General features: G+C 67.4%; 20 protein-coding genes, 2 pseudogenes and 1 riboswitch. Of the genes and pseudogenes, 15 read left to right on the forward strand and 7 right to left on the reverse strand.

Features of this window, described 5'->3' with window-relative positions:
* Positions 1-111: 111 nt before the first annotated feature.
* Genes lgt through pgeF form a run of 3 tightly spaced genes read left to right on the forward strand, consistent with a single transcriptional unit; the run spans position 112 to position 2,940 of the window.
* The gene (gene lgt, locus CVUC_RS10985) at positions 112-1,020 is read left to right on the forward strand and encodes a prolipoprotein diacylglyceryl transferase (protein WP_096032417.1); all 909 of its coding nucleotides are present in this window, start codon (positions 112-114) and stop codon (positions 1,018-1,020) included.
* Positions 1,007-2,158, forward strand: a complete 1,152-nt coding sequence (locus CVUC_RS10990; RefSeq protein ID WP_096032416.1) for a class I SAM-dependent methyltransferase — start codon at positions 1,007-1,009, stop codon at positions 2,156-2,158. The genes lgt and CVUC_RS10990 overlap by 14 nt, the downstream gene beginning before the upstream one ends.
* A complete protein-coding gene (gene pgeF, locus CVUC_RS10995) occupies positions 2,155-2,940 on the forward strand; it encodes a peptidoglycan editing factor PgeF (RefSeq protein WP_096032415.1) in 786 nt (261 codons plus the stop codon). The genes CVUC_RS10990 and pgeF overlap by 4 nt, the downstream gene beginning before the upstream one ends.
* Positions 2,941-2,993: 53 nt before the next feature.
* Here the strand turns inward: pgeF and CVUC_RS11000 are convergent, their stop codons facing one another.
* Positions 2,994-3,632 carry a glutathione S-transferase family protein gene (locus tag CVUC_RS11000; RefSeq protein WP_096032414.1) on the reverse strand — a complete coding sequence of 213 codons (639 nt, stop codon included), beginning with the start codon at positions 3,630-3,632 and terminating at the stop codon, positions 2,994-2,996.
* A 117-nt stretch (positions 3,633-3,749) separates the two neighbouring features.
* On the opposite strand from CVUC_RS11000, the pseudogene CVUC_RS20415 reads away from it, so the two are divergent.
* Together CVUC_RS20415 and CVUC_RS19725 are read left to right on the forward strand one after the other, a co-directional pair.
* Positions 3,750-3,842: pseudogene (locus CVUC_RS20415) on the forward strand (polyphenol oxidase); the annotation flags it as partial.
* A 3-nt stretch (positions 3,843-3,845) separates the two neighbouring features.
* Positions 3,846-4,013, forward strand: a complete 168-nt coding sequence (locus CVUC_RS19725; protein ID WP_125469915.1) for a CopG family antitoxin — start codon at positions 3,846-3,848, stop codon at positions 4,011-4,013.
* A 48-nt stretch (positions 4,014-4,061) separates the two neighbouring features.
* On the opposite strand, the pseudogene CVUC_RS11005 reads toward CVUC_RS19725, so the two are convergent.
* Positions 4,062-4,217 (reverse strand): annotated as a pseudogene (locus tag CVUC_RS11005) (hypothetical protein); the annotation flags it as partial.
* A gap of 186 nt (positions 4,218-4,403) precedes the next feature.
* Here CVUC_RS11005 and CVUC_RS11010 point away from each other — a divergent pair.
* The 5 genes from CVUC_RS11010 to CVUC_RS11030 all read left to right on the forward strand — a co-directional run bounded on the left by CVUC_RS11010 (position 4,404) and on the right by CVUC_RS11030 (position 8,857).
* On the forward strand, positions 4,404-5,342 hold the full coding sequence (locus CVUC_RS11010) for a ribose-phosphate pyrophosphokinase (protein ID WP_010918375.1): 939 nt from the start codon (positions 4,404-4,406) through the stop codon (positions 5,340-5,342).
* 230 nt (positions 5,343-5,572) lie between these two features.
* Positions 5,573-6,649 (forward strand): hypothetical protein, encoded by a 1,077-nt coding sequence (locus tag CVUC_RS11015; protein ID WP_096032413.1) that lies wholly within the window; start codon positions 5,573-5,575, stop codon positions 6,647-6,649.
* A gap of 157 nt (positions 6,650-6,806) precedes the next feature.
* Positions 6,807-7,400 (forward strand): 50S ribosomal protein L25/general stress protein Ctc, encoded by a 594-nt coding sequence (locus CVUC_RS11020; RefSeq protein WP_010918373.1) that lies wholly within the window; start codon positions 6,807-6,809, stop codon positions 7,398-7,400.
* A gap of 87 nt (positions 7,401-7,487) precedes the next feature.
* Positions 7,488-8,105 carry an aminoacyl-tRNA hydrolase gene (gene pth, locus CVUC_RS11025; protein ID WP_096032412.1) on the forward strand — a complete coding sequence of 206 codons (618 nt, stop codon included), beginning with the start codon at positions 7,488-7,490 and terminating at the stop codon, positions 8,103-8,105.
* Positions 8,106-8,107: 2 nt separating this feature from the next.
* On the forward strand, positions 8,108-8,857 hold the full coding sequence (locus CVUC_RS11030; RefSeq protein WP_096032411.1) for a tetratricopeptide repeat protein: 750 nt from the start codon (positions 8,108-8,110) through the stop codon (positions 8,855-8,857).
* A gap of 25 nt (positions 8,858-8,882) precedes the next feature.
* Here the strand turns inward: CVUC_RS11030 and metE are convergent, their stop codons facing one another.
* Together metE and CVUC_RS11040 are read right to left on the reverse strand one after the other, a co-directional pair.
* A complete protein-coding gene (metE, locus tag CVUC_RS11035) occupies positions 8,883-11,216 on the reverse strand; it encodes a 5-methyltetrahydropteroyltriglutamate--homocysteine S-methyltransferase (RefSeq protein WP_096032410.1) in 2,334 nt (777 codons plus the stop codon).
* Positions 11,217-11,334: 118 nt separating this feature from the next.
* Positions 11,335-11,561: riboswitch (cobalamin riboswitch) on the reverse strand.
* A gap of 69 nt (positions 11,562-11,630) precedes the next feature.
* Positions 11,631-12,461: a pirin family protein gene (locus tag CVUC_RS11040; protein ID WP_096032409.1), complete on the reverse strand. Its 831-nt coding sequence runs from the start codon at positions 12,459-12,461 to the stop codon at positions 11,631-11,633.
* 124 nt (positions 12,462-12,585) lie between these two features.
* On the opposite strand from CVUC_RS11040, the gene ychF reads away from it, so the two are divergent.
* The 5 genes from ychF (at position 12,586) to CVUC_RS11065 (ending at position 16,477) form a co-directional block, all read left to right on the forward strand.
* On the forward strand, positions 12,586-13,686 hold the full coding sequence (gene ychF / locus CVUC_RS11045) for a redox-regulated ATPase YchF (RefSeq protein WP_010918367.1): 1,101 nt from the start codon (positions 12,586-12,588) through the stop codon (positions 13,684-13,686).
* A 64-nt stretch (positions 13,687-13,750) separates the two neighbouring features.
* Entirely contained in the window at positions 13,751-14,431 is a 681-nt protein-coding gene (locus CVUC_RS11050) for a dienelactone hydrolase family protein (RefSeq protein ID WP_096032408.1), read from the forward strand.
* Positions 14,431-15,108 (forward strand): dienelactone hydrolase family protein, encoded by a 678-nt coding sequence (locus tag CVUC_RS11055; RefSeq protein WP_096032407.1) that lies wholly within the window; start codon positions 14,431-14,433, stop codon positions 15,106-15,108. Before CVUC_RS11050 ends, CVUC_RS11055 begins: the two co-directional genes overlap by 1 nt.
* Entirely contained in the window at positions 15,105-15,638 is a 534-nt protein-coding gene (locus CVUC_RS11060) for a SixA phosphatase family protein (protein ID WP_096032406.1), read from the forward strand. The genes CVUC_RS11055 and CVUC_RS11060 overlap by 4 nt, the downstream gene beginning before the upstream one ends.
* Positions 15,639-15,703: 65 nt before the next feature.
* Entirely contained in the window at positions 15,704-16,477 is a 774-nt protein-coding gene (locus tag CVUC_RS11065) for a hypothetical protein (protein ID WP_096032405.1), read from the forward strand.
* 67 nt (positions 16,478-16,544) lie between these two features.
* Here the strand turns inward: CVUC_RS11065 and CVUC_RS11070 are convergent, their stop codons facing one another.
* From CVUC_RS11070 to petA, 3 genes are read right to left on the reverse strand one after another with little or no spacing between them, the layout of a single operon-like run.
* Positions 16,545-17,390 carry a cytochrome c1 gene (locus CVUC_RS11070; RefSeq protein WP_010918362.1) on the reverse strand — a complete coding sequence of 282 codons (846 nt, stop codon included), beginning with the start codon at positions 17,388-17,390 and terminating at the stop codon, positions 16,545-16,547.
* 5 nt (positions 17,391-17,395) lie between these two features.
* Positions 17,396-18,676 (reverse strand): cytochrome b, encoded by a 1,281-nt coding sequence (locus CVUC_RS11075; RefSeq protein ID WP_096032404.1) that lies wholly within the window; start codon positions 18,674-18,676, stop codon positions 17,396-17,398.
* Between the two features lie 5 nt (positions 18,677-18,681).
* Positions 18,682-19,233: a ubiquinol-cytochrome c reductase iron-sulfur subunit gene (gene petA / locus CVUC_RS11080; protein WP_096032403.1), complete on the reverse strand. Its 552-nt coding sequence runs from the start codon at positions 19,231-19,233 to the stop codon at positions 18,682-18,684.
* Positions 19,234-19,388: the final 155 nt, after the last annotated feature.

Below are 19,388 nucleotides of genomic sequence, written 5' to 3' on the forward strand. Positions count from 1 at the left end.
TAATCCATGCCCGCGAATGGGCGCGCGCATCTTATATGGGAAACGGTGGATGAAAGCGAAGCCCGAACGCTATAGGACTGCGTCGATCTGTCCCGCACGGAGCCCGAGCGCGTGATCTTTCCGAACATCGACCCCGTGGTTCACATCGGCCCCTGGGCCCTGCAGTTTGGCCCGCTGGCCCTGCGCTGGTACGCCCTGGCCTATGTCGCCGGTATCCTTCTGGGCTGGCGCTACGCCCTGCGCCTGACCCGCACCGCCAGCGTGTGGGGCGCTCGCACGCCCACCGCTACGGCTCTGCAGATCGACGATCTGGTGCTGTGGATCACGCTCGGCATCATTGTCGGCGGGCGTCTCGGCTACATCGTCTTCTACATGCTGATGAACGATGATCAGCGCGCCTGGCTCGCCGCCCATCCCATGGATGTCTTCAAGATCTGGGAAGGCGGCATGTCGTTCCACGGCGGCTTCCTGGGCGTCTGCGCCGCCATCATCCTGTTCGCACGTCAGCAGAAGATCGACATGTTGCGCCTGGGCGACCTGATCGCGCCGGTCGCGCCCATCGGGATCTTCTTTGGCCGGATCGCCAACTTCATCAATGGCGAGTTGTGGGGCCGGGTTACGGACGGCCCCTTCGGGATCATCTTCTGCAACGAGACGATCCAGGCCAATCACCCTCAGCGCATCTGTCCGGCGGGACCTCTGCCCCGCCATCCCAGCCAGCTCTATGAAGCAGCGCTTGAAGGTCTTGTGCTGTTCCTGATCCTGGCCTTCGCCATCTATCGACTGAAGTGGCTGCGCCGGCGCGGCGCGCTGGTGGCGACCTTCTTGCTGGGTTATGGCCTGGCGCGGCTGGCGCTGGAAAACGTGCGCAATCCCGACGTCGGCATGCCCGAGTTCCCGCTGGGCCTGACCATGGGGATGATGCTGTCGATCCCGATGATCCTGGCCGGCGGCTGGCTCCTGTGGAAGTCGTTGAAGGAACCGATCCGGGACGACGCCGAGGCGCATGAGCCTGCTTGATCGCCTGAAGGCCCAGATCGCCCAGGACGGGCCGATCGGCGTCCCGGAGTTCTTCACCCGCTGCCTGCATGACCCGCGCGACGGCTACTACGCCACGCGGCCCGATCTGGGCGCCGGCGGCGACTTCATCACCGCGCCGCTGGTCAGCCAGATGTTCGGCGAGCTGATCGGCCTGTGGGTGCTGGAAACCTGGACCCGCATGGGCCGCCCCGCGCCGTTTCGTCTGGTCGAGATGGGGCCGGGCGACGGAACGCTGATGAGCGACCTGCTGCGGGCCGGGCGGCTGGATCCGGCGTTCCTGGAGGCCGCGCAGGTGTGGCTGGTCGAAGTTTCCGAACCCCTGAAGGCCCGGCAAGCTGCACGGCTGGGCGAAGGGCCGCGCTGGGCCTCGCGCTTGGACGAGGTCCCCGGCGGCGCGCCGATGATCCTCGTCGCCAATGAACTCCTGGACTGCCTGCCCGCGCGCCAGTTCATCCGCACCCGGACCGGGTGGGCCGAGCGGGTGATCGGGCTGGGCGCGGATAGCGCGCTGGCGTTCGGGCTTCGCGCCATCAATCCTCCCCCCAGAGGGGGAGGGGTCCGCGTAGCGGACGGAGGGGGAAGCCCTGTCGGTCACGCCCCTTCCCCCTCCGGACCTTCGGACCACCTCCCCCGCTGGGGGGAAGAGCTGGAAGCGGGCGCCGTCGTCGAATCCTCCCCCGCCCAGGCCGCCCTGGCCTCGGACATCGCCCATCGCCTGGTCATCGACGGCGGCGCGGCGCTGCTGATCGACTATGGCCGCGCCGAGCTCGAGCCCGGCGACACGCTGCAGGCCATCCAAAACCACCGGAAGGTCGATCCGCTGGAGACGGCGGGCCTTGCCGACCTGACGGTCTGGGCCGACTTCCCGTCGGTGATAACGGCGGCGCGGGAAACCGGCGCGAAGGCGGGGCCGATCCTCACCCAGGGGGCGTTCTTGGTCGCTCTGGGAATCATCCAACGCGCCGAGGCCCTGGCCGCGCGCCAGCCCGAACGCGGCGACCAGATCGCAAGACAGCTTGATCGCCTGATCGGAGAGGCGCAGATGGGCGATCTGTTCAAGGTTGCGTGCCTCTGCGCCCCCGACCTTTCGCCCCCCCTCTTCGAGGACGCGACATGAAGACGCCCGCCCTGCCCACCGTCCAGTCCCCGCTGCTGTCCAGCCTGCCGGGCGTCAAGCATGCCTTCTTCACCCGCCAGGGCGGGGTCTCGAAAGGCATCTATGACAGCCTGAACGTCGGGCGTGGCAGCCAGGACGAGCCGGCCGATGTCGAGGAGAACCGCGCCCGCATCGCGCGCTGGTTCGGCGGCGGCCCGGAGGATCTGAACGTCTGCTACCAGATCCACTCGACCATCGCGATCGTCGCCGACGGCTCGTGGGGCGACGCGCGGCCCGAGGGCGACGCGGTGGTGTCCAAGACCCCCGGCGTGATCTGCGGCGCCATGGCGGCCGACTGCGCGCCGGTGCTGCTGGTCGATCCCGAGGCGCGGATCGTGGCCGCCGCCCACGCCGGCTGGCGCGGGGCCCTGGATGGCGTTGTCCAATCAGCCGTCGACCGGATGGTCGAGCTCGGCGCCAGTCCCGCCAACATCACCGGCGTCGTCGGTCCCTGCATCGGGCCGAAGTCCTACGAGGTGGGGCTGGAGTTCCTGCATCGCTTCGAGGCCGACTGCCCAGGCTCGGGCCGGTTCTTCAAGCCGGGCGTCAGCGAGGACAAGCGCTTCTTCGACCTGCCCGCCTTCGTACTGGACCGTCTGGCGACGGCCGGCGTCGAGCGCCGCGAATGGGTGGGCCGCGACACCCGCGCCGAGGAGGAATGGTTCTTCTCCAACCGCCGCGCCTTCCTCAACAACGACGGCGACTACGGCCGTCTGCTGTCGGCGATCATGCTGGAGGGATAGGGCGGCAAGGCCTGGACGAGACGTCCTATCCCTTGGAAGTCGCTGACCCTAGTTCAGGACATCGACTGCGCCTCGGTCGGAATGAGGGCGTTGTCGATCTCGTTGGCGCGCTCAGCGGCGGGGCGCTGCACGTGGCGCGCCACATAGGTTTCGAACGCCGGGCGCTTTTCGATCGTGCCGAAGGTCATCCCCCAGGACAGATGAGAGGCGAGATAGAGGTCGGCGGCCGTGAAGCTGTCGCCCACGATATAGGGGCGGTCTTTGATCGCCGTCTCGACGGCGCCCAGCACGTCCTCGATACAGCCGAAACCGAGTGAGCGGCGTTGCTCGGTCGTCGGCTCCAGGTTCACCGCCTTGGCGGCCACGGCCTGCTCGATGGGGCCGGCTCCGAAGAACAGCCAGCGATAGTAGGGACCGCGCAGCGGACTGTGCGCGGGGGGAGCCAGACCGACCTCTGGGAAGACGTCAGCGAGGTAGGCGCAGATGGCGGCGCATTCGGTAACGACGACCCCGTCGTGAACGATGGCCGGCACCTTCCCCATGGGATTGATGGCGAGGTACTCGGCGGCCTTCGCGTCTCCGGTCTCCCAGCGCAGGACTCTGGTCTCATAGGGCTGACCGACCTCTTCAAGCATCCAGCGGACGATGCGGCCGCGCGACATGGGGTTGGTGTAGAAGACGAGGTCGGACATGGTGGCTCCGGTTGTTTGCGACACCCTATCCCGAGGCTGCTGACAATCTCTGGCAGCAGCCGTTCGCGGCCGATGACCCAGGGTATGAACGGGGCGAGATCTGCGATCCCGACGGGCGAAGAAGCGTTGCTGTTCTCCAATAGCCGCGCCTTTCTGAACGGCGAGGGCGACTATGGACGGCTGCTGTCGGCGATCATTCTGGAGTGCTGAGGCATGACCAAGCGCGTTCCCAAACTCATCACCGATGAGGACGCCGAGGCCTTCCTCGCCCAGGACCTGTCGGATCTGGACTTTTCACAGTTCAAGCCGATGCGCCTGGAGCCAGAGACGGAGAGGGCGGGCAAAGCACCGTTCTCGCCCGAGATGAGCGAGCGGAAGTAAGCCGTCGCTGGGGACTCTCGCGCCAATAGCGGACATGCTGATAGTCAGAGAAGGGTGGTAGCGGACCAATCCTCCCCCCAGCGGGGGAGGTGTCGGCGAAGCCGACGGAGGGGGAAGAAGCCGGCTCGGCAGAACTTCCCCCTCCGGCCTTCGGCCTCCTCCCCCTCTGGGGGAGGATTTTCCAACCGTCCGCCCAGGGTCGAAATTCACCGTGCGCGCCTTGGCAACAAGCCGACCCTGCGATCGCAATCGCCCGGAACTGTCGGCCCAAACCCAACCCGAAAGCCACAAAACGTCACCGATCCGTCATGGCGGCCGTTAAGGTCTTGCCCCGGGGCCGATCGCTGCTAGAAGCCCCGCAACGCGCACCCCCCTGCCCCGAGCCATCCCATGAAGCTGCTGTCCGGCAACTCCAACCGCCCGCTGTCCCAGGCGATCGCGGAATATCTCGACATGCCGCTGACCCGCGCCCAGGTGCGCCGGTTCGCCGATCTCGAGGTGTTCGTCACCATCGACGAGAACGTGCGGGGCGAGGACGTCTTCGTCATCCAGTCGACCAGCTATCCGGCCAACGACAACCTGATGGAGCTGTTGATCTGCATCGACGCCCTGAAGCGTGCGTCGGGCAAGCGGATCACCGCCGTCATCCCGTACTTCGGCTACGCCCGCCAGGACCGCAAGACCGGTGGCCGCACGCCGATCTCGGCCAAGCTGGTGGCCAATCTGATCACCCGCTCGGGCGCCGACCGGGTCCTGACGATGGACCTGCACGCCGGCCAGATCCAAGGCTTCTTCGACATCCCGACCGACAACCTGTTGCCCTCGCGCCTGATGGCCGAGGATATCCGTCGGCACTATCCGATGGGCGATGACCTGATGGTCGTCTCTCCGGACGTCGGCGGCGTGGTGCGGGCCCGCGCGCTGGCCAAGCGCCTGGACGACGCTGACCTGGCCATCGTCGACAAGCGTCGCTCGGGTCCGGGCCAGTCGGAGGTGATGAACATCATCGGCGACGTCAAGGATCGCCGCTGCATCCTGTTCGACGACATCGCCGACTCGGCCGGCACCCTGTGCAACGCCGCCCAGGCCCTGATGGCCCACGGCGCCAAGTCGGTCAGCGCCTACATCACCCACGGGGTGCTGTCGGGCGCGGCGGCCGATCGCGTCGCCAATTCGGTGTTGACCGAGCTGGTGGTCACCGACTCGATCGAGGCCTCTGACCCGGCCAAGGCCTGCCCGAAGATCCGCTACGTCTCGTGCGCCCCGCTGATCGGCGAAGCCATCCGCCGCATCGCCAACGAAGAGTCTGTGTCCAAGCTCTTCGACTAACGAGCCCAGGCTTGGCGCGTCTTGGTTAATCGCGCGGCTGCATATCGCTCGCCGAGCACACCACGACGACGAAGTTAAGGTTATTTTTCGCGTGAAACGGCGCGTTCCGTAAGGAATTCGCCTCACGCACGGTCACGCTTGTAAAAGCTTGGTTAACAGGGCGACAGTCACAATGTCGCCTGCCCAAGCTGCTATGCGCGCCACCAGAGTTTGATGGGGAAATTCGGATAATGCGTTCCTTCTCGCGTACGCGGGTCGTGCTGACGACGACCGCCGTGGCGCTGGCCGCTATGGTCGCGGCCTGTAGCTCTCCGCCTCCCCCGCCCCCGCCGCCCGTGGTGCAAGCGCCGCCGCCGCCGCCGCCGATCACCCTCTCGGCCAGCGTGGTCGAACGGGCCAGCGCCTTCCGCGGCTACATGGCCCGCGCCAGCCAGGTCTCGCCCACCTTCCAGAATGGCGAGCAGATCCAGGCCTCGCTGAAAGTCGGCGCGGCCTACGAGACCAAGTCGTTCATGAACGGCGCTGTGGCCTACGCCGCCGTTCTGGCCCTGCAGGACCCCACCTTCGTCGCCTCGGTGCGCGAGGTCGCGGCCAACCCGGCCCAGCGCCAGGAGATGGTCAACAACATCTTCTCCAACCCCTCCTACGCCACGATGTTCAAGGGCGCCGACAGCGCTGCGGGCCTGATCATCGACACCATCGGCGGCGATGGGCTGAAGCTGTTCATGGCCGGCAAGGCCGTCAAGCAGGCCGCCTACGACGTTCAGAAATCCACCTGGTCGAAGGCGACCGTCGTCGACCGCGACGGCCGCCTAGCCTCGACCAAGTCCCTGTCGACCAGCCCGGCGCTGGCGGAAAGCGCCGACGTCGCCGTCCTGCAGCAAGCCTCTACGGGCGGCCAATCGCTGGGCCTCACCCCGCGCGCCGCCGAGGCGCCCTACTCGCCTGTGGTGGTCCGGGGCCTGGCCGTCGCCGCTCTCGCGGCCCTCGGCGCCGCCGGTGACGAGAACCTGACCTCGATCGACGCGCTCAGCGCCGATCCGGCCACGGGCAGCTGCCTGAACATGGCCAAGTTGAACCTCTACCAGTGCCTGGCCGTCTCGAAGCCGCACTACGAGGACATCTTCTGCCTGGGCCAGCACATCCTGATCGACACCGGCGCCTGCGTCATCAAAGCCGCCGGCGCTACGGTGCCGCCCGAACCGCCGCGCGTCCTGCCGGTCAAGGAATCGATCGCGACCAGGGGCGCGGGCTCCAACTCGCGCAAGGCCAAGACCCCCGCCAAGAAGCCGGCCAAGAAGGGCTGATCTTTCGCCCATTCCATCACGAGGGGCCGGGCGTTGCGTCGCCTGGCCCTTTTGTGTATGTAGCGCGACCCCAAAACGACCGGGCGAGCGTGGCGATCCAGCCATAGGCGCTCTGGTCCCAGAAGAGAGCATCCGGCTCTCTAGAAAGAACGCCACCATGGCCGAGATCATTCTGAACGTTGAAGTCCGCGACGGCGCCGGCACCGGCAATGCGCGCGCCACCCGCCGCGCCGGCAAGGTCCCGGGCGTCCTGTACGGCGGCGGCAAGGCTCCGGTGAACATCGCCGTGAAGGCCAACGAATTCCGCAAGTCGCTGTACACCGGCAAGCTGCTGGGTCACCTGGTCACCCTGCAGTACGGCGAAGAGAAGCAATCGGTCATCGCCAAGGCCGTGCAGTTCCACCCCGTCACCGACGAGCCGGTCCACTTCGACCTGTACCGCGTCGACGAGCACCAGCTGATCAAGATCGAAGTGCCGGTGCACTTCAAGAACCACGAAACCTCGGTCGGCCTGAAGAAGGGCGGCACGCTGGAAGTCATCCGTCACACCGTCGAGCTGGCCTGCCCGGCCGACAAGATCCCCGAGGAACTGGTCATCGATCTGGCCGGTCACGACATCGGCGACGTCATCCGCATCTCGGAAGTGAAGCTGCCGGAAGGCGTGAAGCCGGCCATGGACCGCGACTTCGTGATCGCCAACGTCAAGGCCTCGTCGGCCGCTCAATCGGACGCCGGCGACACGACCGCTTAAGTCTCTCGGTCTTCGGATCGAAGCGCATTACAGACGGGCGGGCCTTCGGGTCCGCCCGTTTTTGTTTGAACACCCGAGATCTTCGCGATGCTGATCCTCGCCGGCCTGGGCAATCCCGAGCCCAAGTACGAGAAGAACCGCCACAATGTCGGCTTCATGGCCGTGGACGCCCTGGCGCGAAAGTGGGGCACGGCACCGTGGCGCGCGCGCTTCCAGGGCCTGGCCTGCGAAGGCCAAGTCTCGACCCCCGACGGGCCGGTCAAGCTGCTGCTGCTCAAGCCCAAGACCTACTACAACGAAAGCGGCCGCGCCGTGGGCGAGGCCATGAAGTTCTTCAAGCTGCAACCCACCGACGTCATCGTCTTCCACGACGAGATCGACATGGCGCCGGGCCGCTTCCGCATGAAGTCGGGTGGCGGAGCGGCGGGCAATAACGGCATCCGCTCGGTGACCAGCCAGGTTGGAGACGCCTTCCGCCGAGGCCGCATCGGCGTGGGCCATCCGGGCCACAAGGACGCGGTGATGCACTATGTGCTGGGCGACTTTCACAAGGTCGAGCACCAGTGGCTGGACCCGATGCTGGACGCCATCGCCGACGCCCTGCCCTTCGCCGCCGTCGGCGACGACGAGCGCTACCAGGCCGAGGTCATGCGCCTGGCCCCCGCGCCCAAGGCCGACCCGCGCAAGCCCGCCAAGGACGACTGACGATGTTCTCGCTGCCCCTGCCGCTGCTGGGCCTGTCGCTGCTGTTCTCAATCGCCCTGTGCGTCCACGTCGTTCGGACCCATCGCGAGATGTACTGGCTGTGGATCATCCTGCTGTTCCAGCCGGTCGGCGGCGTGGTCTATCTGGTCGCGGTGATCCTGCCTGAGCTGCTGCGCGGACGGACCGCGCAAAAGGTGGGCGCGGCCGCCCGCCAGGCGCTGGATCCGCAGCGCGAGTATCGCGAAGCCGCCAAGGCGGTTGAAGACGCGCCGACGGTGGCCAACCGCGTCCGCCTGGCCGTCGCCGCTACGGAATTGGGCAGGCACGCTGAGGCCGAAGCGCTCTACGCCGAAAGCCTCGCGGGCCTCTACGCCGATGATCCGCAGCTGCTGCTGGGCCGCGCCAACGCCCTGATCGAGCTGAACCGCCCCGCCGAGGCCCTGCCACTGCTCGAAAAGCTGGGAGAAACCCCGACCGCCGGCCGCACCCCTCACACTATGCTGGCGCTGGGCAGGGTCTATCATGCCCTGGGTCGCGAAGAGCAGGCCGAGACCGCCCTGCGCTGGGCGGCTGACCACTATCCAGGCTTCGAGGGCGTGGCCCGCTATACTGTCTTCCTCGCCAGCCAGGGCCGCCAGGATGAGGCGCGCGCTCAGCTGGCCGAGATCGACAAGCGCCTGGCCAAGACCCACGCCCACTTCCGCAAGGAGGCCAAGGGCTGGCGCGATTTCGCGGCTGGGGCGGTCAACTGACGCCGACCGCCCCGCTGGGTGCGCCTTAAGACACGCGCGCGCGCCTTGCGGCTTCGACCATATTGGCGATCGCCGCCTGAGTTTCCGGCCACTTTCGGGTCTTCAAGCCACAGTCGGGATTGACCCACAGTTGCTCGCCGGCCAGCCGCTGACGAGCGGCCGCCAGCAGGGTGGTCATCTCCTCGACGGCCGGAACACGGGGTGAGTGGATGTCATAGACGCCCGGACCGATCTGGGCCGGATAGGCGTAGCCGACGAAGGCGTCCAGCAGCTCCATCTTCGACCGCGCCGTCTCGATCGAGATCACGTCGGCGTCCATCGCCCCGATGGCGGCGATGATGTCGTTGAACTCCGAGTAGCACATGTGGGTGTGGATCTGGGTCGCATCGGCCACGCCGGACGCCGCTAGCCGGAAGCTCTCGACCGCCCAGTCCAGATAGGCGCCCCAGTCGCCGCGTCGCAGCGGCAGGCCCTCGCGCAGCGCCGCCTCATCGATCTGGATGATCGCCGCCCCGGTGGCCTCCAGGTCGACGACCTCGTCGCGAATGGCCAGGGCGATCTGCCGGCAGGCGGTCTCGCGCGGAAGGTCGTCGCGGACAAACGACCAGTTGAGGATCGTCACCGGTCCGGTCAGCATCCCCTTCATCGGTCGCCGCGTCAGCCCCTGGGCGTAGCGCCACCAGTCCACCGTCATCGGCGCCGGCCGCGAGACGTCGCCAAACAGGATCGGCGGCCGCACGCAGCGCGAACCGTAGGACTGCACCCAGCCGCTCTGGGTGAAGGCGAAGCCCGCCAGTTGCTCGCCGAAATACTGGACCATGTCGTTACGCTCGAACTCGCCATGGACCAGCACGTCGAGGCCGACCGTCTCCTGCCAGGCCACCGCGCGGGCGGTCTCCTGGCGCAGGAAGGCCTCATAGGTCGCGTCGCTGATCTGTCCCTTGGCGAAGGCCGCCCGCGCCTGGCGTACCTCGGTCGTCTGGGGGAAGGACCCGATCGTCGTCGTGGGCAGCGGCGGCAAGTTCAGCCGCGCCCGCTGAGCCTCGCGACGCTGGTCGTAGGGCGAGCGGCGGCGGGTCATGTCGAACGTCACGGCGGCCAGGCGTTCGGCGACCTTCGGATCGTGGATGCGCGGCGAGGTCGCCCGCGCCCGCGCCGCCTGGGCGCTGGCTTCCAGCGCCGCGGCGACCGAGGCTCGGCCTCCGTTCAGCGCCTGGGCCAGCACCGCCAGCGCCTCGACCTTCTGGACCGCGAAGGCCAGCCACTGGCGGATCTCCGGATCCAGCGCCGTTTCCAGGTCCAGGTCGATCGGCGTGTGCAGCAGCGAGCACGACGGCGCCAGCACCACCCGGTCGCTTCCGCGTCGCGCCACCACGGGCTCCAGGCGATCCAGCAGGGCCGGCAGGTCGGCGCGCCAGACATTGCGGCCGTCGATCACGCCCAGCGACAGCACCAGGCTCTCGCGGCTGGCGGCCAGGGCGGCTTCCAGCTCACCCGGCGCGCGGACCAGGTCGAGGTGGAGGCCCTCCACCGGCAGATTGACCGCCGTCGCCAGGTTCTCGCCATAGCCGCCGAAATAGCTGGTCAGCATCAGACGCAGGCCGGGCGCGGCGTGGGTCAGGGCCCCATAGGCGCGGCGCAGCTCGGCGCGTTCGAAGTCCGTCAGGTCCAACGCCAGGCAGGGCTCGTCGATCTGCACCCAGTCCGCCCCGGCCGCCGCCAGGCCTTGCAGCACCTGGCCGTAAACCGGCAACAGGGCCGACAGCAGCGACAGCGGCGAGAAGCCCTCAGCCTTGGTCTTGGCCAGCTTGAGGAACGTCACCGGGCCCAGCAGCACCGGACGCGTGTGGACGCCCAGCGCCTTGGCCTCGAGGAACTCGTCGACCGGCTTGCTGGACGACAGCGCGAAGGCCTGACCCGGCGACAGCTCGGGCGCCAGGTAGTGATAGTTGGTGTCGAACCACTTGGTCATTTCCAGCGCCGGAACGCCGTCCGCGCCGGGCGCGTGGCCACAGCCCGGGCCGCACGCCTCGGCCGCCGGACGCCCCTGGTCGCCGCGCGCCATGGCGAAATAGGTCGCCAGGTCGACCGTCCCGCCCGACCAGCCGTAGGCGGCGGGGATCGCGCCGACCATCACCGCCGTGTCCAGCACGTGGTCGTACAGCGAGAAGTCATTGCTGGGCACGTGGGCGACGCCCAGCGCGGCCTGGCGCGTCCAGGTCTTGGCCCGCAGGTCGCGCGCCGTGTCGAGCAGCGCATCCGCGTCGGTCTTCCCGGCCCAATAGGCCTCTAGGGCGAACTTCAGCTCGCGCTTGGGGCCGATGCGGGGAAAGCCCAGGGTGGCGATGGTGACGGTCATTGTTGAAAAGCCTCTGCCGGTGTTGTGGCGAGGCTGATCGGGACGCGCGCGATCGAGCGCGCACGGGCGCTATGGTCCGGTCACGCTGAGCAAGCGGCCAGACCGGACACCCCGCCGGAGGACGTTATCTGTCGAGGCAGGTCTCCTGGCTCACGGGTCATCGCCCCTGCCCTGGCCTTCCCGACGCATCCCCGAACCAGCTCGGCGCGTCAGTGACACGAAACGGACAGCGGCTCGCCGCTCACAGTTGCGGGGGCAGCGCCGGATTCAGGGTTTCACGCCCTCACCGACTTCCCTCTTAGCTCCGGACGCGAACGTCCGCAGACCACGACAGCGGCAACAGACCACGCGAGGGCCAAGGCGTCAATTTAGATATAAAGATTTCTTTATGTGATTTCCTGGGGGCGCTACGGATCAGAACCGTCCGCGCTGAAAATCATCGAACGCCTGCATCAGCCCCTCGCGCGTGTCCATCACAAAGGGCCCGTGCCAGAACACCGGCTCGCCGATCGGGCGGCCGGCCAGCAGCAGGACGCGGGCGTCGGTGACGGCTTCGACCCGGACGGTGTCGCCACGCCCCAGGAACACCCCCGACAGCGACTCGACGGTGTCGTGGGCGACGCGGACCTTGCCCTCATAGACGGCCAGCATGGCGTTACGGTCGTCGCCGACCGGCTCCTCGAATACCGTCCCCGCCGGCAGCACGACGTCGAAATAGAGGGCGTCCACCGCGCCGCCGCCGATCGGGCCGGCGGTCCCAGCGTCGGTGGCGCCCGAGATCACCTTGACCGTCACACCGCCGTCGCGGGCCTCGACCGGGATGCTGTCGGTCTCGAACTCCTGATAGCCCGGCGCGGTCATCTTCAAGCGGGCGGGCAGGTTCACCCACAGCTGGAAGCCGCGCATGCGGCCGTCGGCCTGCTCGGGCATCTCGGAGTGGACGATGCCCTTGCCGGCCCGCATCCACTGGATCCCGCCCGGACCGATCACGCCCTCGCGGCCGGTGTTGTCCTTGTGACGCATCCGGCCTTCCAGCATGTAAGTCACGGTCTCGAAGCCGCGATGCGGGTGGTCGGGGAAGCCGCCCATGTAGTCGGACGCCTGATCGTTGTCGAAACAGTCCAGCATCAGGAACGGGTCGAACATCTGAGCTTCCGGGGTGCCCAGCATCCGCGTCAGCCGCACGCCCGCGCCATCCGACGTGGGCTGGCCTTTGACGATCTTCAGGACCGGACGGACGGACATGGCGGGCTCCTTGCTCGGCGATTGATATCAGATCTTGTTGCGGTTCGCGCAAGAGGCGGCGCGCCGGTTCGCCTTTCGGCGCCATCCGTGCTAAGCGCGCGCCAACGAAATTCACGAGAGTTCCATGGCCCTGAAAGTCGCCATCGTCGGCCTGCCCAATGTCGGCAAGTCCACCCTGTTCAACGCCCTGACCCAGACCGCCTCGGCCCAGGCCGCCAACTATCCGTTCTGCACGATCGAGCCCAACACCGGCGATGTCGCCGTGCCCGAGCCGCGCCTGAACGCCTTGGCCAAGATCGCCGGCTCCAAGGAGATCATCCCGGCGCGGATCAACTTCGTCGACGTTGCGGGCCTGGTGCGCGGCGCGTCCAAGGGCGAGGGCCTGGGCAACCAGTTCCTGGCCAACATCCGCGACTGCGACGCCGTGGCCTTCGTGGCCCGCTGCTTCGAGGACAGCGACATCACCCACGTCGAGGGCCGCATCGACCCGATCAGCGATCTTGAGATCATCGAGATGGAGCTGATGCTGGCCGACCTGGAGAGCCTGGAAAAGCGTCTGCCCAACGTCGAGAAGCGCGCCAAGAGCGGCGGCGACAAGGACATGATCCAGACCCTGCGCCTGATCAACCTGGCGCTGGAGCAGCTGCGCGCCGGTCGTCCGGCCCGCGCCGCCCAGGTCGACAAGGAAGACGCCAAGGCCTGGGCCATGTTGCAGCTGCTGACCTCGCTGCCGGCCCTCTATGTCTGCAATGTCGAGGAAGCCAGCGCCGACAAGGGCAACAAGTTCTCGGACCTGGTGGCCGAGCGCGCCGCCCGCGACAACGCCAAGAGCGTGGTCATCTCAGCCCAGATCGAGAGCGAGATCGCTCTCCTGGACGAGGAAGAGCGCACCGAGTTCCTCGAGACCCTGGGCCTGGCCGAGCCGGGCCTGAACCGCCTGATCCGCGAAGCCTACAGCCTGCTGGGCCTGCAGACCTACTTCACCGTGGGCCCCAAGGAAGCGCGCGCCTGGACGATCCCCGTGGGCGCCACCGGCCCGCAGGCCGCCGGCGTGATCCACACCGACTTCGAGAAGGGCTTCATCCGCGCCGAGACGATCGCCTTCGACGACTACGTCAAGCTGGGCGGCGAGAACGGCGCCAAGGAAGCCGGCAAGATGCGGTCGGAAGGCAAGGAATACGTCGTCAAGGACGGCGACGTGATGCACTTCCGCTTCAACGTCTAAGCAACCAGAATACCAGCGGCCGGAGCAGAAACGCTCCGGCCGTTTTTCATTGGGGAGTAAGCTTGTGGCCAAGACCATCACCCTGACCGCCGCCCATGACGGCTTTACGTTCACCGCCCTGCACGCCGAGCCGGAAGGCCCGCGCAAGGGTGGCGTCATCGTCATCCAGGAGATCTTCGGCCTGGATCAATACGTCCACCAGGACGTCGCCCGGTGGACCGCGCGCGGCTTTGAGGTGATCGCCCCCTCGATGTTCGACCGTCAGGAGAAGGGCTTTACCGCCCTGCACGACCCGGCGGGCTTCGAGAACGGCGTCAAGCACGCCCTGGCCAACGGCCCCGACAACGCCATGGGCGACCTCCAGGCCTGTGTCGACTTTCTCAAGGCCCGGGGCCCCGTCTTCGTGGTCGGCTACTGCTACGGCGGCACCATGACCTGGCTGGCGGCTTCACGCTGCGAGGGGATCGCGGCGGGCTCCAGCTACTACGGCGGTCAGGTCGCCGGCATGGCCAAGTTCGCGCTGAAGGCGCCGGTGATCGTCCATCTGGGGCGCAAGGACCCGCATATCCCCGCCGACGAGGTCAAGGCGGCGGTGCGGGCCGCCCACCCCGAGGTTCCCGTCTATATCTATGAGGCCAGCGGCCACGGCTTCAACAATGACGGCCGCCCCGACTCCGACCTCGCCGACGCCGAACTGGCCCGTCAGCGGACCGTGGACTTCTTCGCCGCGCACGGGGCGGGCTGATGGGCGAGCGGATCGCGCTCGCAACCCGCGAAGGCGCGCCCCTGGCCGCCTATCATGCGCCGCCCCTGGAGGCGCGGCGGGGCGGGATCGTCATGCTGCACGCGATCTGGGGCGTCACGCCGCATCTGCGTCAGCTTTCCGACAGCCTGGCCGAGCAGGGCTATGAGGTGATGCTCCCCAGCCTGATGGATGCGGCGGACGCAGCGTTTCCGGTCGAGGACACCACGCCTTCGATCCTCGACGCCCGCATGGCCATGGGGGAGCGGACGGGTTGGGGCGCGAGCACCCTACCCCGCGTTCAGGCCTGCATCGACGCCCTGAACGGGCCGGTCTACGCCATGGGCTTCTGCTATGGCGGCACGACCGCCTGGCTGGCCGCCTGCCGCTGCGAAGGCCTGTCGGCGGTCTCGGCGTTCTACGGCGGGGATATCGCCGCCTATCGCGACGAGACGCCCAAGGTCCCCACCATCCTGCACTTCGGCAAGACCGACACGATGATCCCTTTGTCTGACGTCGACGCCGTCCGGGATCACCACCCCGACCTGCCGGTGTATCTGTACGACGCCGGCCACGCCTTCGTCGCGCCCAGCGGTCATCATCCCGACAGCGCGCGTCTGGCGCTCTTGCGCACGCTGCAACTGTTCCAGCGGTCCAGCGGAACCCGCGCCGAGGCTTGAACATGATCCGTCGACTGACTGCTATGACCCTCTCGCTGATGCTGGCCGGCGGCCCGGCCCTGGCGCAGACCGTCGTCATCGTGCGCCATGGCGAGAAGGTCTCGCCCAACGGCGATCCGGACCTGTCGGACGCCGGCAAGGCGCGGGCGCAGGCCCTGGCGGCCGCGCTGGCCGGCGCCAGGGTCTCGACGGTCCTGGCGACGCCGCTCAAGCGCACGCAACAGACCGCTCAGCCCACCGCCGACGCCGCCGGCCTGGTGATCCGGACGATCGCGCTGGATGGCGGTGTTCCCGCCCATGCCCAGCGCGTGGCTGAAGTCGCCCGACAAGCCCCGAAGGACGCCACCGTACTCATCGTCGGCCACAGCAATACAGTCGGCGAGATCGCCCGCGCTCTGGGTGACGCCGCTCCGAGCCCCGTCACCGATTGTGACTATGATCAGATGACGATCATCAGTCTCGATGCGCCCACGCCGCGTACGCTCCATGCCCGTTACGGGGCGCCGACCCAGCCGTGTCCCACCAACTGAGGCGACGCCCGTCTGCACGCCTGCGCGCCATCGCGTGAACGCCTGGGCTGAGCTAGGCTGGGATCATGCGTAGCCGCGTTTCCGTCCTGATCGCCTTCGCCGCCCTGCCCTGGGCGACCTTGGGCGTCGCGCACGCGGGCGAGACACGGTGCTGGTTCGAGAACGGCGCAGTGATCGCCCCGGCGGCCATCGGCGACATGGCCGGCGACTATGTGGTCGATCTTTCCGCGCCGCGCACCCTTCTGCACAACACCAAGGCCCAGATGGCCGGGATCACGACCGAGGCGGTGACCCTGCCGGTCCAGATCGCCGGGCTCAAGGCGTCGGCCGTGACGGTGACCATCGCCGACCTCGATGATCGCGGGGCCGGCTTCGTCACCCCGATCGCCGGTGTCATCGGCATGGACGTCCTGGCCGGGCACAGCATCGAGATCGATTTTTCAGCCTGCCAGGTTCGCATCGACCAGCCCTGGCGTGCGCAGCGGCAGGTGGTGCTGCCGGTCGAGGTGATCGACGGGCTTCCGACCATCGCCGCGGCCGTCAGTGACGGGCCCACGGCGCGTCGCGGGGCCTTCGCGATCGACACGGCCTCGCGCGCCATGGCACGGCTCTCCACGCGCGAGGGGCGGGTCGCCGGCAAGCTGGACGTCAATGCTCGTCACAAGGCGCCCGCGCGGCTTCGCGCGCTGTCGATTGCAGGCGTGCTGGCCGAGAACGTCCCGGCGACGCTCGCCGAAGACCTGCCCGAGGGCGTCAGCGGAACCTTGGGAACCGCCTTGTGGGCCCGCCATCGCCTGCGTCTGTCAGCCGACGCCCGGACCCTGTCGATCGCGCCCTGAGACCCGCCAAAAGAAAAGGCCCGGTGTCGCCACCGGGCCTTTCCAATCTTGGGAAGACGCTAGCCGCTTAGTGCGACTCGTTGCGCCACACCCGCTTGTAGCTGGCGTACAGCAGACCGCTCAGCAGCAGGAGGTAGATGATCACCGCAAAGCCGGTTTGCTTGCGCTGTTCCAGCTTGGGCTCGGCGGCCCACATCAGGAAGGCCGAGACGTCCTTGGCCTGCTGATCGAGGGTCGACTTGGTGCCGTCGTCAAACGTCACCTGACCGTCCTTCAGCGGCTGGGCCATCGCGATGAAGCCGCCCGGCGGGACCTTCTCGTGCGAGCCCGACCAGTAGGCCGTCAGATCGCCGGCCATATAGGGGTTGTAGTGCTGCCCCGGACCGATCTTCAGGCCGGCCGGCGGGTTCACGTAACCCACTAGCAGCGAGTAGATGTAGTCAGGACCGTTCGCACGAGCCTTGGCCAGCAGCGACATGTCCGGCGGCAGAGCGCCGCCGTTGGCGCCGCGCGCGGCGATCTCGTTCGGGAACGGCGCGGGGAAGTGGTCGGCGCTGGTCGCCGGACGCTTGATCGGATCGCCGGTCTCGGAGTCGATGTCGGCGACCTCGTACTCTTTGGCGATCGCCTTGACCCACGGGTTGTCGTTCGAGTTCTTGTACTTCTCGTTATAGAACGGACCGCCCTTGTCGCCCAGGTTGCGGAAGCTGACCAGCTTCATCGAGTGGCACGACGCACAGACCTCGCGATAGACCTTGTAGCCCCGCTGCAGCTGGACCTGATCGAACTTGCCGAACGGGCCTTCGAACGACCACTTGACGTCCTTGGGCGGCAGCGGGTGACCGGCGGCGAGCGCCTGGCCGGCGAAGGCCAGACCCGCGACGGCTGCGATGATGGAGAGTTTGCGCAGCATCAGGATCAGCCCTTCTTCTCGGTCAGCGCCGGCGACGCGATCGATTCCGGCACGGGCAGCGGCTTTTCCTTCAGGCCCAGGATCGGGAGGATCACCAGGAAGAAGGCGAAGTAATACAGCGAGGCGACGCGGCTGAGCCACACGAAGCTGTTCAGGTCAGCGTCGATCAGCTTGAAGGTGGTCAGGTGCGGGATCACCTTGTCGTCCGGCAGCTTGGCGCCGCAGAGGCCCAGGATGCAGCACGCCACGACGAAGATCATGAAATAGACCTTGGCGGTCGGGCGGTACCGCATCGAGCGGACCTTCGAGGTGTCCAGCCACGGCAGGGCGAACAAGCAGCCGATCGCGCCGAACATGGCCAGCACGCCCATCAGCTTGTCCGGCACGGCGCGCAGGATCGCGTAGAACGGCAGGAAGTACCATTCCGGAACGATGTGCGCCGGCGTCACCAGCGGGTTGGCCTCGATGTAGTTGTCGGGGTGGCCCAGGGCGTTGGGCATGAAGAAGACGAAGTAGGCGAAGAGGATCATGAAGACGCTCATCGCGAACCCGTCCTTCACCGTCGCATACGGCGTGAAGGGCACGGTGTCGGCCTTCGACTTCGGCTCGACGCCGGTCGGGTTGTTCTGACCCACCACGTGCAGCGCCCAAATATGCAGGATCACGACGCCCGCGATCATGAAGGGCAGCAGGTAGTGCAGCGAGAAGAAGCGGTTCAGCGTGGCGTTGTCGACCGCGAAGCCGCCCCACAGCCAGGTGGTGATGCTCTCGCCGACGATCGGCAGAGCGCCGAACAGGTTGGTGATCACGACGGCGCCGTGGAACGACATCTGACCCCAGGGCAGGACGTAGCCCATGAAGGCCGTGGCCATCATCAGGAGGTAGATCACGCAGCCCAGCAGCCACAGCACTTCACGCGGCGCCTTGTAGGAACCGTAGTAGAGGCCGCGCATCATGTGGATGTAGACGGCGATGAAGAACATCGACGCGCCGTTGGAGTGCATATAGCGGATCAGCCAGCCGTAGTTCACGTCGCGCATGATGTGCTCGACCGACGCGAAGGCGCCGGCGGCGCTCGGCGTGTAGTGCATCACCAGGATGATGCCGGTGATCAGCTGCGAGGCCAGGCACAGCGACAGGATGCCGCCGAAGGTCCACCAGTAGTTCAGGTTCCGCGGGGTGGGGTAATCGACGAACGAGTCGTAGCCCAGGCGGATAATCGGCAGACGGGCGTCGAGCCAGCGCTCGAAACCGGTCTTGGGTTGGTAGGTCGAATGTCCGCTCATATCCGTTAGCCGATCTTGACCTTGGTGTCGGAGAGGAAGGCGTATTCCGGAACCACCAGGTTCGTGGGCGCGGGGCCCTTACGGATACGACCCGAGGTGTCGTAGTGCGAGCCGTGGCAGGGGCAGAACCAGCCGCCGAAGTCGCCGCCGCCGAACGTCGGCACGCAGCCCAGGTGCGTGCACGAGCCGATCAGCACCAGCCACTGAGCCTTGCCAGGCTTCACGCGGTCGGCGTCCTTCTGCGGGTCCTTCATCGACACGGTGTCGTCCGCGACAGCCTTGTCGATCTCGCCCTTGGTGCGGTTGCGCACGAAGAGCGGCTTGCCGCGCCACTTCAGCGTGACCTGCTGGCCTTCCGGCACCTTGGTCAGGTCGAACTCGGTCGAAGCCATGGCCAGCGTATCCGCCGACGGGTTCATCTGGTCGATGAACGGCCACGCCAGAGTCGCCGCGCCGCCAGCAGCGGCGGCGATCGCGGCGATATGAATGAAGTCGCGCCGGGAGGGATCACCCCCGTGTTCCGGCTCGGTCGTTGCGCCCACGGCGGTGTCGGCCACCTTAAGTCACCCTTTGGTTCCGCCAGGCCGCGGGAGCGACCGGCTTGGAGACGCGCCTTGCGGCGCCATATCTTGCTCGACCCGCAAGCGGATCTCCGCCACAAGGCAGCGGTCAAATCGGTCTATCGGACGCGCGGGCCAAGTCCGCAAGTCCT

This window comes from Caulobacter vibrioides (assembly GCF_002858865.1).
Taxonomy (GTDB): domain Bacteria; phylum Pseudomonadota; class Alphaproteobacteria; order Caulobacterales; family Caulobacteraceae; genus Caulobacter; species Caulobacter vibrioides.

Excerpts from the sequence above, each read along its gene's own strand:
- CVUC_RS10990 (WP_096032416.1), top strand. The coding sequence starts at position 1,007 with ATGAGCCTGCTTGATCGCCTGAAGGCCCAGATCGCCCAGGACGGGCCG.
- pgeF (WP_096032415.1), top strand. The coding sequence starts at position 2,155 with ATGAAGACGCCCGCCCTGCCCACCGTCCAGTCCCCGCTGCTGTCCAGC.
- CVUC_RS11000 (WP_096032414.1), bottom strand. The coding sequence starts at position 3,632 with ATGTCCGACCTCGTCTTCTACACCAACCCCATGTCGCGCGGCCGCATC.
- CVUC_RS19725 (WP_125469915.1), top strand. The coding sequence starts at position 3,846 with ATGACCAAGCGCGTTCCCAAACTCATCACCGATGAGGACGCCGAGGCC.
- CVUC_RS11010 (WP_010918375.1), top strand. The coding sequence starts at position 4,404 with ATGAAGCTGCTGTCCGGCAACTCCAACCGCCCGCTGTCCCAGGCGATC.
- CVUC_RS11015 (WP_096032413.1), top strand. The coding sequence starts at position 5,573 with ATGCGTTCCTTCTCGCGTACGCGGGTCGTGCTGACGACGACCGCCGTG.
- CVUC_RS11020 (WP_010918373.1), top strand. The coding sequence starts at position 6,807 with ATGGCCGAGATCATTCTGAACGTTGAAGTCCGCGACGGCGCCGGCACC.
- pth (WP_096032412.1), top strand. The coding sequence starts at position 7,488 with ATGCTGATCCTCGCCGGCCTGGGCAATCCCGAGCCCAAGTACGAGAAG.
- CVUC_RS11030 (WP_096032411.1), top strand. The coding sequence starts at position 8,108 with ATGTTCTCGCTGCCCCTGCCGCTGCTGGGCCTGTCGCTGCTGTTCTCA.
- metE (WP_096032410.1), bottom strand. The coding sequence starts at position 11,216 with ATGACCGTCACCATCGCCACCCTGGGCTTTCCCCGCATCGGCCCCAAG.
- CVUC_RS11040 (WP_096032409.1), bottom strand. The coding sequence starts at position 12,461 with ATGTCCGTCCGTCCGGTCCTGAAGATCGTCAAAGGCCAGCCCACGTCG.
- ychF (WP_010918367.1), top strand. The coding sequence starts at position 12,586 with ATGGCCCTGAAAGTCGCCATCGTCGGCCTGCCCAATGTCGGCAAGTCC.
- CVUC_RS11055 (WP_096032407.1), top strand. The coding sequence starts at position 14,431 with ATGGGCGAGCGGATCGCGCTCGCAACCCGCGAAGGCGCGCCCCTGGCC.
- CVUC_RS11065 (WP_096032405.1), top strand. The coding sequence starts at position 15,704 with ATGCGTAGCCGCGTTTCCGTCCTGATCGCCTTCGCCGCCCTGCCCTGG.
- CVUC_RS11070 (WP_010918362.1), bottom strand. The coding sequence starts at position 17,390 with ATGCTGCGCAAACTCTCCATCATCGCAGCCGTCGCGGGTCTGGCCTTC.
- CVUC_RS11075 (WP_096032404.1), bottom strand. The coding sequence starts at position 18,676 with ATGAGCGGACATTCGACCTACCAACCCAAGACCGGTTTCGAGCGCTGG.